This is a genomic window from Paraburkholderia sp. GAS348 (genome assembly GCF_050434205.1).
Classification (GTDB): Bacteria; Pseudomonadota; Gammaproteobacteria; order Burkholderiales; family Burkholderiaceae; genus Paraburkholderia.
Genome location: NZ_JBNPVT010000016.1, coordinates 84,305 through 98,313, shown reverse-complemented (window position 1 = coordinate 98,313; position 14,009 = coordinate 84,305). Strand labels below are relative to the sequence as shown.

The 14,009-nt window shown below is 63.5% G+C and carries 13 protein-coding genes and 1 riboswitch; of the genes, 11 read left to right on the top strand and 2 right to left on the bottom strand.

Annotated features, from left to right (window positions below; genetic code table 11):
* Positions 1-79: 79 nt before the first annotated feature.
* A riboswitch (cobalamin riboswitch) is annotated at positions 80-258 on the bottom strand.
* An 84-nt stretch (positions 259-342) separates the two neighbouring features.
* The 4 genes from P3T22_RS23670 to cobM are packed head-to-tail and all read left to right on the top strand — an operon-like array spanning position 343 to position 4,258.
* Positions 343-1,677: a bifunctional cobalt-precorrin-7 (C(5))-methyltransferase/cobalt-precorrin-6B (C(15))-methyltransferase gene (locus tag P3T22_RS23670; RefSeq protein WP_063500735.1), complete on the top strand. Its 1,335-nt coding sequence runs from the start codon at positions 343-345 to the stop codon at positions 1,675-1,677.
* Complete coding sequence (locus P3T22_RS23665; protein WP_429326292.1) at positions 1,677-2,765, top strand: cobalt-precorrin-5B (C(1))-methyltransferase; 1,089 nt, start codon at positions 1,677-1,679, stop codon at positions 2,763-2,765. Before P3T22_RS23670 ends, P3T22_RS23665 begins: the two co-directional genes overlap by 1 nt.
* Positions 2,762-3,484: a cobalt-precorrin-6A reductase gene (locus P3T22_RS23660; protein WP_063499226.1), complete on the top strand. Its 723-nt coding sequence runs from the start codon at positions 2,762-2,764 to the stop codon at positions 3,482-3,484. Before P3T22_RS23665 ends, P3T22_RS23660 begins: the two co-directional genes overlap by 4 nt.
* Before the next feature lie 45 nt (positions 3,485-3,529).
* Entirely contained in the window at positions 3,530-4,258 is a 729-nt protein-coding gene (gene cobM / locus P3T22_RS23655) for a precorrin-4 C(11)-methyltransferase (protein ID WP_063499225.1), read from the top strand.
* 64 nt (positions 4,259-4,322) lie between these two features.
* Here cobM and P3T22_RS23650 read toward each other — a convergent pair whose 3' ends face one another.
* Positions 4,323-5,816: an MDR family MFS transporter gene (locus P3T22_RS23650; RefSeq protein WP_429326291.1), complete on the bottom strand. Its 1,494-nt coding sequence runs from the start codon at positions 5,814-5,816 to the stop codon at positions 4,323-4,325.
* A gap of 212 nt (positions 5,817-6,028) precedes the next feature.
* Here P3T22_RS23650 and P3T22_RS23645 point away from each other — a divergent pair, with 212 nt between their 5' ends.
* The 6 genes from P3T22_RS23645 (at position 6,029) to P3T22_RS23620 (ending at position 10,858) form a co-directional block, all read left to right on the top strand.
* The gene (locus P3T22_RS23645) at positions 6,029-6,289 is read left to right on the top strand and encodes a DUF1488 domain-containing protein (RefSeq protein WP_063500734.1); all 261 of its coding nucleotides are present in this window, start codon (positions 6,029-6,031) and stop codon (positions 6,287-6,289) included.
* Between the two features lie 189 nt (positions 6,290-6,478).
* On the top strand, positions 6,479-6,982 hold the full coding sequence (locus P3T22_RS23640; protein ID WP_063499223.1) for a lipocalin-like domain-containing protein: 504 nt from the start codon (positions 6,479-6,481) through the stop codon (positions 6,980-6,982).
* A 300-nt stretch (positions 6,983-7,282) separates the two neighbouring features.
* Positions 7,283-7,591: a DUF4148 domain-containing protein gene (locus P3T22_RS23635; protein WP_063499222.1), complete on the top strand. Its 309-nt coding sequence runs from the start codon at positions 7,283-7,285 to the stop codon at positions 7,589-7,591.
* A gap of 442 nt (positions 7,592-8,033) precedes the next feature.
* Entirely contained in the window at positions 8,034-8,669 is a 636-nt protein-coding gene (locus tag P3T22_RS23630; protein ID WP_063499221.1) for a carbonic anhydrase, read from the top strand.
* A 283-nt stretch (positions 8,670-8,952) separates the two neighbouring features.
* A complete protein-coding gene (gene wrbA / locus P3T22_RS23625; protein ID WP_429326290.1) occupies positions 8,953-9,573 on the top strand; it encodes an NAD(P)H:quinone oxidoreductase in 621 nt (206 codons plus the stop codon).
* 169 nt (positions 9,574-9,742) lie between these two features.
* Positions 9,743-10,858 carry an alkene reductase gene (locus P3T22_RS23620; protein ID WP_429326289.1) on the top strand — a complete coding sequence of 372 codons (1,116 nt, stop codon included), beginning with the start codon at positions 9,743-9,745 and terminating at the stop codon, positions 10,856-10,858.
* Between the two features lie 164 nt (positions 10,859-11,022).
* Here P3T22_RS23620 and P3T22_RS23615 read toward each other — a convergent pair whose 3' ends face one another.
* Positions 11,023-12,426, bottom strand: coding sequence for a PLP-dependent aminotransferase family protein (locus P3T22_RS23615; protein ID WP_063499219.1), 1,404 nt, complete (start codon positions 12,424-12,426; stop codon positions 11,023-11,025).
* A 343-nt stretch (positions 12,427-12,769) separates the two neighbouring features.
* Between P3T22_RS23615 and P3T22_RS23610 the strand changes: the two genes are divergently transcribed.
* Positions 12,770-13,999 carry an NAD(P)/FAD-dependent oxidoreductase gene (locus P3T22_RS23610; RefSeq protein WP_429326288.1) on the top strand — a complete coding sequence of 410 codons (1,230 nt, stop codon included), beginning with the start codon at positions 12,770-12,772 and terminating at the stop codon, positions 13,997-13,999.
* Positions 14,000-14,009 lie beyond the last annotated feature (10 nt).

Here is a 14,009-nt window from a genome sequence, read left to right as displayed (position 1 = left end):
TTTAGCGTCGCGCGACGGCCCGAGCGCCGCCCGGTCGGGCATTGCTGCGGCATCGGTACACCCCGCCCGATGTAGGCTGGCACGAACAGTCTGGCCGGCAGGTCTCCTGGCTGGCAGGTCATGGTCCGCCGCGGCCTTCCCGGTCTAACCAGTGGCACGGAGCGCAGGCGGACTCGCTGCATACAGTTGCGGGGGCAGCCACAGCGACACTGTGTTCCCTCTTCGGCCCCGAAGGGCACCGGCGGCTGTATTATGCCTTTTTTCGAACAGCACAACGAGGCTGGACGCTTTGATCGGCGTGGCACAGCGCATTATTTGAAGATACAGAACGAGGATGGATGCATGCCGGCGTGGCTGACCGTGGTGGGCATAGGCGATGACGGCTTCGCCGGCTTGGGGAGGCCCGCGCGGCGTGCTTTGCTGGAGGCGTCGGTGGTTTATGGCGGCGAACGTCATCTGGCGATGCTGCCCGCGCGCCTCGCCGCGCGCCGGGCGGCATGGCCGAGGCCGTTCGATCTCGCGCCTTTGCTGGCGGAGCGTACCGGGTCCGTGTGTGTGCTGGCGAGCGGGGACCCGATGCTGTTCGGCGTCGGCGCGACGCTGGCGCGGCAGTTGCCGGCAGGTGAGTTGCGGGTGCTGCCTGCGCCGTCGTCGTTGTCGCTGGCGGCCGCGCGGCTTGGCTGGCCGCTGCAGGATGTCGCCACGGTTTCGCTGGTGGGAAGGCCGTTGCCGACGCTGAACGCTCATCTGCACGACGGCGCGCGCGTCTTCGTGCTGAGCGCCGACGGGCGCACGCCCGCCGCGCTGGCCGAACTGCTGCATGCGCGCGGTTTCGGCGCGACCCGGATGACCGTGCTGGAGCACTTGGGCGGCGCTCGGGAGCGGTGTATGGATGGCCGCGCGGATCAGTGGTCCGCGGGTGACGTGGCGGCGCTGAACCTGATTGCGCTCGAATGCCGGGCAACGGAGGGCGCCCCGCGTTTGCCGTTGACCGCCGGCTTGCCCGACGACGCCTTTCGCCACGACGGTCAGTTGACCAAACGCGACGTCCGCGCGATCACGCTGGCGCGGCTCGCGCCGACGCCCGGCGAATTGCTCTGGGATGTGGGCGCGGGCAGCGGATCGATCGGCATCGAATGGATGCGCGCGCACCCGACTTGCCGCGCGATCGCGATCGAAGGGCACGCGGAGCGGCAGCGCTTCATCGAACACAATCGCGATGCATTGGGCGTGCCGGGTCTGCAGTTGGTGGCTGGCCGCGCGCCCGATGCGCTGGCAGGATTGGCTGTGCCGGATGCGGTGTTCATCGGCGGCGGCGTGACGGCGCCGGGCGTGCTCGATGCCTGCTGGGCGCGTCTGCGTGACGGCGGGAGGCTGGTCGCCAATGCGGTCACTTTGCAAGGCGAGGCGACGCTCGCGGCGTGGCGGGAGCAGCATGGCGGCACGCTGACCCGGATCGCGCTTGCCGAGGCCCAGCCGCTTGGCGGCTTCGATACCTGGCGCCAGGCGCTGCCGATTACACTGCTGGATGTCACCAAGCCGGCTGACGGCGCCAGCGGCACGTCCAGTGCGAGCAACACGAACGGCGCGCACGCCACAAGCAGCACGAATGGCACGAATGGCGCCAGTGACATCAATGCCGCTAATGGCACCTCAGCCGCCTCACCGCAACCCTAATGCGCGAAGAAACGCCCGAACAACCCGCGCCGCTGCGTAGCGGCTACACGACCGGCAGCTGCGCCACCGCGACGTCGCTCGCGGCCGCGCGTCTGCTGCTCGCGGGTATCGTCAGCGAGGTCGCGGAGATCGTATTGCCGAAGGGCCAGCACGTGCCGCTGCCGCTGGTGTTCTGCCGCCTGTGCGCCGACGGCGCCGAAGCGGGCACGGTGAAAGACGCAGGCGACGACCCCGACGTGACGCACGGCGCGATCGTATTCGCCCGCGTGCGCCTGCGTGCCGAACCGGGGGTGATATTCCGCGCGGGACCCGGCGTTGGCACCGTGACGCGCGCCGGCCTCACGCTGGCGGTCGGCGAACCGGCGATCAATCCGGTACCGCGCAAGATGATGACCGAGCATCTGATCGAGCTCGCGGCCGAACATGGATACACCGGCGGCTTCGAAGTGACGATCGGCGTCGAAGGCGGCGAAGCACTCGCGCTGAAAACGATGAACCCGCGCCTCGGCATTCTCGGTGGCTTGTCGATTCTCGGCACCACCGGCATCGTGCGGCCGTTCTCGTGCTCGGCCTACATCGCCTCGATTCATCAGGGCATCGACGTCGCGCGTGCCAACGGTTACATGCATCTCGCAGCCTGCACCGGCAACGCAAGCGAAGACGCAATGCGCGCGCACTACGGTCTGCCGGATATCGCGCTGATCGAAATGGGCGACTTCGTCGGCGCGGTGCTCAAGCATATGAAGCGCGCCCCGGTCGAGCGCCTGAGCGTGTGCGGCGGCTTCGGCAAACTTAGCAAGCTGGCAGCAGGGCATCTCGATTTGCATAGCCGCAATTCGAGCATCGATCTGGAACGGCTCGCAAGCTGGGCCGCCGAACATGGCGCGGACGACGCGTTGCAGGCGGCGATCCTCGCAGCCAATACGAGTCAGCAGGCCGTCGCGTTGGCGCACGCGCAGCACGTGCCGCTTGGCGATATCGTCTGCCGTCACGCCCTTGCTGTCGCGCGCGATATCGTGCCGCCGCAGGTCGCGGTCGAAATGTTCGCGATCGACCGCCAGGGCAATCTGATCGGAACCGCGCAATGATGCGAGTCCTGCTGCTCGGCGGCACCGGCGACGCTTTGCGGATCGCAAGGCAACTTGGCCCGGAGCACATGTACAGTCTCGCGGGCCTCGGCAAGGTGCCGGGCGATCTCTCGTGTGGGGTACGCGTAGGCGGCTTTGGCGGCAGCGAAGGCATGGCGCGCTATATCGAAGACGAACGCATTGGCCTCGTGATCGACGCAACGCATCCGTACGCCGCGCAGATCAGCGCCAATGCCGCGAAAGCGAGCAGCGCCGCGCGCGTACCGTGCTGGGCGCTGCGCCGCGAGGGCTGGCAGCCGCAAGCCGGCGACGACTGGCGCATGATCGGCGATTGGGCCGAACTCGCGGCCGCGCTCGCTTCGTTCAGGCGGCCGCTGTTCACGCTTGGACGCGAACCGCTCGCGCATCTCGACGAAATCCCGCCGCAGCAGTTCTGGACGATACGCTGCCTCGACGCACACGAAGCCAATCCACGTGCGCGGATTCTGGCGGCACGCGGCCCGTTTACGCTCGAGGGCGAACGAGCGCTGTTCAGCGCGGAAGCATTCGATGTCGTCGTCAGCAAAAACAGCGGCGGTAGCGCCACTGAAGCGAAACTTGAAGTCGCGCGCGAACGCGGCGTGCCGGTCGTGATGCTGCGGCGCCCTGAATTGCCCGCGGTCGATCGCGAGTTTGCAAACGTGGCCGATTTGCTGGAAGCATTGCAAGTCTTAGGTTAAATGTCGTATGTATGACATGCGGCCGAACGAATCATGGAGTGTTGAATGACGGTGTTTTTTATCGGCGCGGGTCCCGGCGATCCGGAACTGATCACAGTGAAAGGGCAGCGGCTCGTGCGCGGCTGTCCGGTGATCCTGTATGCCGGCTCGCTGGTGCCGGCCGCTGTGTTAGAGGGGCATAGCGCGGAGCAGGTCGTGAATACCGCCGAGCTCGACCTCGATCAGATCGTCGCGTTACTCAAGGCCGCACACGACAAAGGCCAGGATGTGGCGCGCGTGCATTCCGGCGACCCGTCCCTGTATGGCGCGATCGGCGAGCAGATCCGCAGACTGCGCGAACTCGACATTCCCTACGAAATCGTGCCCGGCGTGACGGCGACCGCGGCATGCGCGGCGACGCTCGGCTGCGAACTCACGCTGCCCAATATTTCGCAGACGCTGATCCTCACGCGCTTTGCCAGCAAAACGACCATGCCGGAAGGCGAACAACTCGCCGACCTCGCGAGACATCGCGCGACGATGGCGATTCACCTCGGCGTACGCCATCTCGCGCGCATCGTCGATGAATTGCGGCCGCATTACGGCGGCGCTTGTCCCGTCGCGGTGATCTATCGCGCGAGCTGGCCGGACGAAGAAAAAATCACCGGGACGCTCGACGATATCGTCGGCAAAGTGCAGTCCACCCATATTGAGCGGACTGCGCTGATCCTGGTGGGACAGGTGCTCGCGGCCGTTGGCTTTGCGGAGTCGACGTTGTACGCGAAAGGCGGCTGACCCGCACACCCGAAGTGATCTGCGAGCCTTTGCTTGAAGAGGCGGTGGTCGCTAGTAGCGAAGTTCAATCCTCAAGCGGCGACAACGCTTCAAGCTGCGCCTTCTTCGCCATCCCGATGTTGATCGCCGGCACGAAGCTCAGCAGCGCGACCACAAAAATCGCAATCACGAAGATCGAGATGAAGGTCAGGTGCAGCGACTGATGCAACACCACGCGGATCATGTCGCTGTCGGCGAGACTCGCCACCTGATTCTGCAACAGCGCCTTTAGCTGGTCCGAGGTGACCACGGCGACGTCCTTCGAATGACTGAGCCCGAAGTTGAGTACCGCGCCGAACAGCGTCGCACCGAGCGTGCTGCCGAGATTGCGCGAAAAGAGATTCGATGCGGTGGCGCTGCCGCGCTCGTCCATCTTGACGATCTCCTGGATCAGCACCAGCGAACTGACGCTCGACGTGCCCATGCCGAAGCCGATGATGAGCGAGCCAAACGCCGCGATGAGCGGCGAGCCGCCTGGCTGCAGGAACAGCAGCAGCACCGCGCCAAGCGGGATGAACGCGCTGCCGCCGATCAGAATGCGCCGCAAGCCGAGGCGGTGAAATGATTTTGCCGCGAGCGTCGCGCCCGCCGGCCAGCCCACCATCATCATCGTGAGTGCAAGACCGGCGACCACCGGCGAGCGGTGCAGCACGCCCTGAACATACATCGGCAGGAAGGTGGTGGCGCCCATCAGGATCATGCCGGACAGCACGGTTGCGGCATTGCACGCGGCAATCGGCCGGCGGCTCCAGAGCGCGAACGAGATCATCGGCTCAGCCGCGCGGCGCTCCTGGAACACGAAAAACAGCAGGCACAGCATGAACGCGCCACCCGCAAGCGATGCCTTGGCGATCTCGTCGTCGCCCGCATAGGTCAGCGCCATCATCAGTGCCGCGATCGCCGCCATGAACAGGGCCGCGCCTGCGAAGTCGATCGACGGACGCGCATGTCGCTCCGATTCGCGCAGGAACGCCATGAAGCCCGCGGCCGAGGCAAGGCCGATCGGCACGTTCATCCAGAAGATCCACGCCCACGACAGGTTGTGAATGATGAAGCCACCCACCATCGGCCCGACCACCGCTGAAATGGCCCACACGCTGGCCAGATAACCCTGCACCTTGCCGCGTTCGCGCGCCGGATAGAGATCGGCGACGATGGTCAGCGTGACCGGCTGGATCGCGCCCGCGCCGACACCCTGAATCAGGCGGAACACGATCATGGCGGGCATCGACCAGGCGAAGCCGGCCAGCACCGAGCCGAGCAGAAAGACCGCGATGCCGGCGAGTACGACCGGCTTGCGCCCATAGAGGTCGGCGAGCTTGCCGAACACCACGGTCATCGCGGTTTGCGTCAGCAGGAACGACGAAAAGACCCAGCTATACAGATGCAGATCGCCGAGTTGCGCGACGATCTGCGGCATGGCGGTGGAAACGATGGTGGCTTCTATGGCGACCATCGCCATAGAAGCCATGACTGCGGCAATGACTAAAGGACGCGACGATTGCGGGCTGCGGGACATGGGGCAGTAGTATTAGGATGTTGGAAGCGTCTGACGGCGTGGCAGATGACACGCGCGCCGCGACGCAAAAGCGCGGCCGCTCCAGGGCGGCCGACGTCGAGTATGCACCTTGCGGAGAATGTGCGCTGAACGCGGGCAGCCATGGCCGGCCTGAAGCGGCTTGGCACAAGCTTTGCGCGTTCAGCGTCGCTTTCGCCAAATGGAGGGTCATTATGAGGATCGAATTCACCGGACGCCGTGAAGTGGTGGCAGCGGCGCGCGTCGCCTTCGAAGCCAATGTCGATGGGGCTGACGTCTGGTGCAGCGTGTCGCTGGACGCGCTGAACGACCATTTCGGCAACGAGGGTCCATCGGCGCACAATCTGGTCGGGACCTTCGAGGCAAATCGCGCGCGGATTGAAAATGCGACGCGGCGGGTCCTCGAAAAAAATGGGGGAAAGTCCGTCGAGCTCGAAAGCGGGGATTTCAACTGAGGCCGGAGCGGCTCAAATCGTGACCTATGAGGGCGGTCCGGCATACGGGCGCCGGGCCCGCTCCGATAGCTTTTCGCCAGCAAACCGCCTACGCTTCAAAACACCCGAACACACGCGATCTTTACGCAAGTGTTAGCGAAGCGCGACGGATTCGTCTGATTTGACGTCCTCGCGCGCGTGGAGAACGTCATGAAACCAAACCGCCAGGTCCTTGCCGCCATCGTGATCGCGTTCGCAGCATTGTGCGCGCCGGTGCGAAGCGCTTTTGCTCAGGCAGCAACCAGCGTGGTGGGATCGTGGTCGCTGGTCTCGCTGACGGTGGCGAAGAGCGGCAGCGAAATCGATTTGCTCGGTCCGCATCCTGAAGGGCAGCTCATCTTCGGCAATGACGGCCGCTACGTGCTGCTCGTGCTGAGTTCGGACCTGCCGAAATTCACGTCGGGGGACCGGCAGCAAGGCACGGCGGAAGAGAACGCGAAGATCGCCCGCGGCAACGTCGCGCATTTCGGCACGTATGCCGTGGACCCGGTGGCCCAGGTTATCGTTTTCCACATTCAGAAGAGCACTTTTCCAAACTGGGACGCAGAGGTTCAGCGCCGCCCATTTACGCTCGACGGCGACCGGCTGACGTACATCACGCCGGGCGCGTTCGGCTATGGATCGTCGAAAGTCGTGTGGCAACGCATGAAATAGCGCGCCTCGCCGGCCAGCCGGTTTGTTGTTCGCGCGCGTTTCTGATCGCGATGTCGCAATTCATGTAGCCATTCCATGTAGCCATTCGCGCAGCAAGCGCAGCTTGTGCGACATTCGTCTGGCCGCGCGCTGTCGATCTGTGGCAGTGCGCGGCCGGGCAATTTCTCCAGATTCAACAACAATCCCTTCGATGAGCGCCCGTTATTCTCAGCGGAATCGGCGTCTATATTAGGTCCTGCGGTCACGGAGAGCAGGATTCGACGGACCGCATACCATCAATTATCGGAGGTTGTTTTTACCATGAAGTCCATGATCAAGGCCGTCGTTATCGTTGCTTCGCTGGCTGCTTCTGCCACCGTTTTTGCGCAATCGAATTCCCGTATCACGCGTGAGCAGGTGCGTGCCGAACTGGTTCAGCTCCAGCAAACGGGTTATCACGTCGGTGACGGCGACGAGGCGCATTATCCTGACGCGATTCAGGCAGCGGAAGCACGCATCGCCACACAAAACAGCAACGCGAGCGGCTACGGCGGCAGCGCTGCGGGGGCGTCGCAAAGCGGCCGTCCCGCGGTCTCCTCAGCCGACTGGAACGCAATGTATAGCCGTTAATATACGTTAGCTTCGCCGACGACGCGGCGAGGGGTGATCGACCCGGTCGTGTTGCGCTTGTGCGTGCAGTGGTGTGACGGCGTGCATTAGCGCAACGCGTTCAGGTGTGAGCCGCGGAGCCGGCGAGAGGTGGAAGGGACTCTTCCAGAGTCGCATGTATATCCGCTTCGTTTGAGCAGGTACAGTATTGATGCACGCACGGTTTCCGGTGTGCGAGCGAGAGAGTTGGCCCCGGCTGGTAACAGCCGGGGTTTTTTTATTCAGAGCGGGTACGTGCCGGCGTACAGTTTGTGCTTCAGGATCGACTTTGGGGACCCTCGAGCCCGACGAGGGATGAGACGGCGCTGCGACTGCGGTATAGTCGCGCGAACCGATCGCAGACACGCCTTGGACCTCTGCCACAGGCTCGGCAGGCTGAGGCTTCGACTATCCGGAGAACGCCGTGCAAGAAATCATAAAAGGATTCATCCGCTTTCAACGCGAAGTCTTCCCGCAGCAGAGCGCATTGTTCAAGCGTTTATCGATTGCGCAAAGCCCGAGCACGCTGTTCGTGACCTGCTCGGACAGCCGTGTTGTTCCCGAGTTACTGACACAGGTGGAACCCGGCTCGCTGTTCGTGATTCGCAATGCGGGCAACATCGTGCCGTCTTACGGCCCGGAGCCGGGCGGAGTATCGGCCACCGTCGAATACGCGGTGGCCGTACTGGGTGTGCGCGATATCGTGATTTGCGGCCACTCCAATTGCGGAGCGATGACGGCGATCTGCTCGTGCAAGAACCTCGACCATCTGCCGGCAGTGGCGAGTTGGCTTCGTCACGCCGACGCGGCAAAAGCGATCAACGCGTCACGAACTTACGCATCGGATGCGGAGCGTCTCGACGCCCTCGTCAAAGATAACGTGATGGCTCAACTCGCGAATATTCGCACTCATCCGTCGGTGGCCGTGGGGCTGGCGAACAAAACGCTGCGACTGCATGGCTGGATTTTCAACATCGAAAGTGGCGCGATGCTCGCACTCGATGGGCGCACGGAGCAATTTTTGCCCCTGGTGGACAACCCCGAAATTTATGTTGTCTGACGCGGCGTTTTGATGTGACGGGCGCGGCCGTTCGTCGAGTCGTGCCGGTCGCGCATCGTTGCCAGTCGAGCGACGCGTTGCAGTGGAGCCTGGCTGCATGCCGCAAAAGGCGCGTAGCACGACTGGAAAACATCTTCTGCGTTCCGGATAGCCGCCTATACTGCCAGAGCGCTGCTCGCGAAACTCGGCGTGACTTGAGAGACCAGTGAAATGAATATGGAGCGTGAAGGTGCGATGAGATGAGCCTGACATGGGCGTGACGTGACGAACCAGGAGAGCCGCAATGACAACCAGGATTCAGGTGGTGTTCTACAGCATGTACGGTCACATTTATCGAATGGCCGAGGCTGTCGCGGAGGGCGCGCGCGAGGTGGGCGATACGGACGTCTCGGTGTATCAGGTGGCGGAACTGGTGCCCGACGAGGTACTGGAGAAGAGCGGCGCCAAAGCGCCGCGTGCGACGTTCGCGCACGTGCCGGTAGCAACGGTCGAGCAATTGGTCAACGCGGACGCCATTATCTTCGGCACACCCACACGCTTTGGCAACATGTGCGCGCAGATGCGTAACTTCCTCGATCAGACCGGCGGTTTGTGGATGAGCGGCGGCCTGATCGGCAAGGTCGGCAGCGTATTCTCCAGCACCGCAAGCCAGCATGGCGGGCAGGAGACCACGATCACGAGCTTTCATACCACGCTGCTGCATCAGGGCATGGTGATCGTCGGTGTGCCGTATTCCGAGGCGCGTTTGCTCAACATGGACGAAATCTCGGGCGGCACGCCGTATGGCGCGACCACCCTTACCAAGGCCGACGGCTCGCGTCTGCCAAGCGAGAACGAACTGGCCATTGCACGTTTCCAGGGGCGGCACGTCGCTCAGATTGCCGCGAAACTCGCGGCAAAATAATCCGGCTTGCCATAGCTCGCCGTTCCGGTCGGCGGCCGACCGGAACGGCTTCTTTGCCGCCTTGTCCCATTCGCGGGTTTGGCCGCTCAATGCTCGCGCCACTTGCTGCCAGCGCTAAGGAGCATCCAGCCGCTTTTCAATGGGTTGGATCTTTTTCGAGGGAACCCCCATGTCTACCGAATCCGCGCACGTCGATAGTTACCTGTTCGAGCCGGTCAAGCTCGGGCCGCTGCAGTTGCCCAATCGCATCGTGATGGCGCCGCTCACGCGCAGTCGCGCGAAGGAGGCCGATGTGCCGGGCGAACTGGCCGTCGAGTATTACGCGCAACGTGCGACGGCCGGTCTCATCATTGCCGAGGCGACGCAGATTTCGCCGCAAGGCAAGGGCTATGTGTTCACGCCCGGTATTTACGACGCGGCTCAAGTAGAGGCGTGGAAACGCATTACCGATGCCGTGCATGCGAAGGGCAGCCATATCTACCTGCAGTTGTGGCATGTGGGCCGCATTTCTCATCCGTCGTTGCAGCCGGGCAATGCGTTGCCCGTGGCGCCTTCGGCGATCAAACCCGAAGGCCAGGCTTATACCGACGACGGCTTCGTGCCGCTCGTCACGCCGCGCGCACTTGAAACCTCGGAAATAGCGGGCATTGTCGAGCAATATCGTGTGGCCGCGCAAAACGCAAAGGCCGCCGGTTTCGATGGTGTGGAAATCCACGCGGCAAACGGCTACCTGCTCGACCAGTTCCTGCGCGACAAGACCAATCAACGAACCGATCAATATGGCGGCTCGATAGAAAATCGCGCGCGCCTGTTGCTGGAAGTGGCCGATGCCGTGACGAACGTCTGGGGCGGCGAGCGCGTCGGCGTGCGTATTTCACCGCTCAGCAGCTTCGGCGATATCGACGACAGCAATCCCGAACCCCTTTTCACCTATGTGGTGAAGCAGCTCAATGCCTTCAGGCTGGTCTACCTGCACGTGATCGAAGGCGACACGGGCGGCACGCGTGAAGTCGCGGGCGGCTTCGATCTGCAGGTGTTGCGCCAGGCATTCGATGGATTGTTCATGGCGAACAATGGCTACGACATGGCACTCGCGCAGAGGACGCTCAAGGCGAAACGGGCGGATCTGATCGCATTCGGCCGGCCGTTCATTTCCAATCCCGATCTGGTCGAGCGACTCAGGGTCGGCGCGCCGCTGAACGAACCGGATCAGAACACGATGTATGGCGGCGGCGCGGAGGGCTACACCGATTACCCAACGATGGATGACGAAGCGAAGCGCTGAGTGGAGCCAGGCTTCGGCATCCAGCGCTCGCGGTCGCTGTGGCGGCATCGATTGATTTGACGCGAACCCTCCGATTGCGCCGGATGAACTGACATGCAGATCGAGCCGTTTCTGAACGCAATGCGTCTCGGAGCAGGTCCCGCGGTGCAAGACCGCGTTGCCCATCAGATCGTGCCGAACAGTGCCCGAGGACGATCCTTCAGCGTGCCCGTCAACAGCCGTAACGCACTCACGAGTTGATCGCGGCTCGTCGCGCACGCTAGGTTGATGCGCACGCCATGCTCGATCTCCGACCTATCTACCGCAAATGCCGACGACGGCATCACCACCACGCCACGCGCTTTCGCATTTGCCGCAAAGTCGTCGGCACGCCACGGCGGCGGCAGCTTGAGCCACACGAACATGCATGCCGGATCGGTCTGCAGCAATTCCTGCGGCAACAACTCGCGAGCCAAGTCCTGTCGCGCGCGAATTTCGGCAAGCTGCGCGTCCATGATGTGGCGCGCGGTGCCGTCCTCGATCCAGATCGAAGCGATCAGCATCGACATCGGCGCGGGCATCCATGCGGTAGTGCGCACCGCCTCCGCACAAAGCGCGGAACTGTCCGGCGGACTCAGCAGGTAGCCGAGCCGCAGGCCGGGCGCAAGAATCTTCGAGGTCGCCGCGAGGTGGAACGTCAGTTCCGGGCACAGGCTCGCAATGGTCGGCAGCCGCTGCGAAACGAGCGGCCCATACACGTCGTCTTCGATGATCGCCACGCCATGCCGGCGTGCAATGTCGACGAGCGCCATGCGGCGCTCGAGACTCATCGTCGTCACGGTCGGGTTCTGCAGATTCGGTACCGTGAAGATGGCCTTCACCGGCATGCGCCGGCAGGCACGCTCCACCTCGTCGGTCAGCAGGCCGTCGCGATCGCTCGGAATGCCGACGATCTCGAACTGGAATACCGGAGCCAGTGCTTTCAGTCCGTAGTAGGTGAGTTGATCGGCGAGGATCACGCCGTCCGTGCCGATCAGACTGTTCAGCACCGCATACAAGCCGTGCTGCGCACCGCTTGTGACAACCACGTGATCGGGCGTCGGCGTGAAGCCCGGCGCTGCCATCCAGCGGGCGCCGGCAGCGCGCGCCCAGGCGGGACCTTGCGGCGGCTGGTATTCCTGCAATTGCGGGTAGCGCGGATCGCGCGGCAATTCCGCCAGCGTGCGTGCGAGGCAGTTCAGGAATTCGCCGGTGGCCGGCCGGTTGACGGTCAGGTCGATCGCCGCGTTGCTGGCCGCCTGGGCCGGTTCGACGCTCGGCATGGCGCCGCCGGTGACGAGCGACCCGCGCCGTTTGCTGCCGATCACCAGCCCGCGCAACTGCAATTCCTTGTATGCGCGGGACACCGTCGACACATTGATGCCCAGTTCCGTGGCCAGTTGCCGCTGCGGTGGCAGGCGGCTGCCCGGCGGATAGACGCCGCTGCGAATCTCGTTCTCGATCGAGCTGGACACCTCGGCATACGTGGAGCGCTTCGTCTGCGCCGGCGCCCCGTTGGCCCCACGCGCTGTGTCTTTGCCAGAAGCCATAAGAACAGATGTCTCCATACAAAATCGACTTTGTCCGCGATTGTGCGGAGTTTTGCCGATTCTATACCAGACAAGCATCTGCGCGACGCTTAAAAGCGATGCGCCAGAACGGCCGGCTTCCGGTGTGCCAATGTCCGCAAGGATTGCGCCACAGACCATCCAGGGAAAATGCCAGGGCCACACAATGAGAGTTTTAATTGCACACAAAAAAATATTGTGTGATTCTGATTGTGTTGGTTTGTCTGGTGGCGTGCGTGCCGAAGCCTGGCACGCACGCCAAAGAGCGGCATGTCGCGATGAGCGTGTTCTACGGCATCGGCGGCGCGATAGAAGGACGTAAGTGATGTCGGAGATTGCCATTATCGGTGCGGGATTCATCGGCCTCGCGAGCGCTGCGGCGCTGATGCGCGACGGCCATCGAGTCACGCTGTTCGATCCGGCCGGTGTGGGGCAGGGCGCGTCCTTCGGCAACGCGGGGACCTTTGCGCACTATGCTTGCATTCCGGTCAACAACCCCTCCGTGTTCCGCGATTTGCCGCGCTTTCTGTTATCGAACGACAGTCCTTTCAGGTTGCGTTGGGGGTACCTGCCGCACCTCGCGCCATGGCTTGGGCGTTTCATGATGAGCTCGCTGCCGCGGCGCTACGAAGCGAGCGCCGGCGCACTCGCCGCGTTGCTCGATTGCGCGCGTGACGGTTATGCGCCGCTGCTTGCAGATGCGGAGTTGGCGCGTTTCGTCCGGCCGCGTGAATGTCTTTATCTCTATTCGAATACTGCTTCGTTCGATGCCGCGCGTCCTGCACTCGATCTGCGTCAAAAGCTCGGCGTCGCCTTCAATGTGCTTAACGGCGGCGATATCCGTGCGCTCGAACCGTCGCTGGCGCCGATATTCGAGCGGGGCGTGCTGTTCAGCAACAGCTGGCACTTCAGCGATCCGCAAGGCCTTCTGCAGACGCTTTATCAGCAGCTTGCCGCACAAGGATTGCAACTGGAGCGCTCGACTGTCGACGCTCTGCAGCCGGCCGCGGATGGCGCGACCTTGAGCGTCGACGGCGCGACGCGCCGCTTCGGTCACGCGGTGATCGCGACCGGCGCGCACTCCGCCCAGTTCGCCAAACAATGCGGCGACCCGGTCCCGCTCGATACGGAGCGGGGTTATCACGTCCGCTTCCCGGGCGCGCAGCAACTGGTTTCGCGGCCGGTCGGCTGGGCCGAGCGCGGCTTCTACATGACGCCGATGAGCGATGGACTGCGCGTCGCGGGCACGGTCGAACTGGCGGGTTTCGGCGCCACGCGCAACCGCTCGCTGATCGATCTGCTGACGTTTTCTTCGAAACGCGCCTTGCCCGCGCTCGAGACGCCGGATAGCAGCTGGCTCGGGTTTCGTCCGACGTTGCCGGACGGCGTGCCGGTACTCGGACGCTCGCGCGCGAGCGAGCGGGTGATCTACGCATTCGGCCACCAGCATCTTGGCTTGACGCTAGCCGGGGTGAGCGGACGCATCGTTGCCGATCTGATCGCGCAGCGTGCGCCGCCGCTCGATCTCGCGCCTTACTCGGCAACGCGCTTTTGACTTTCGTCGA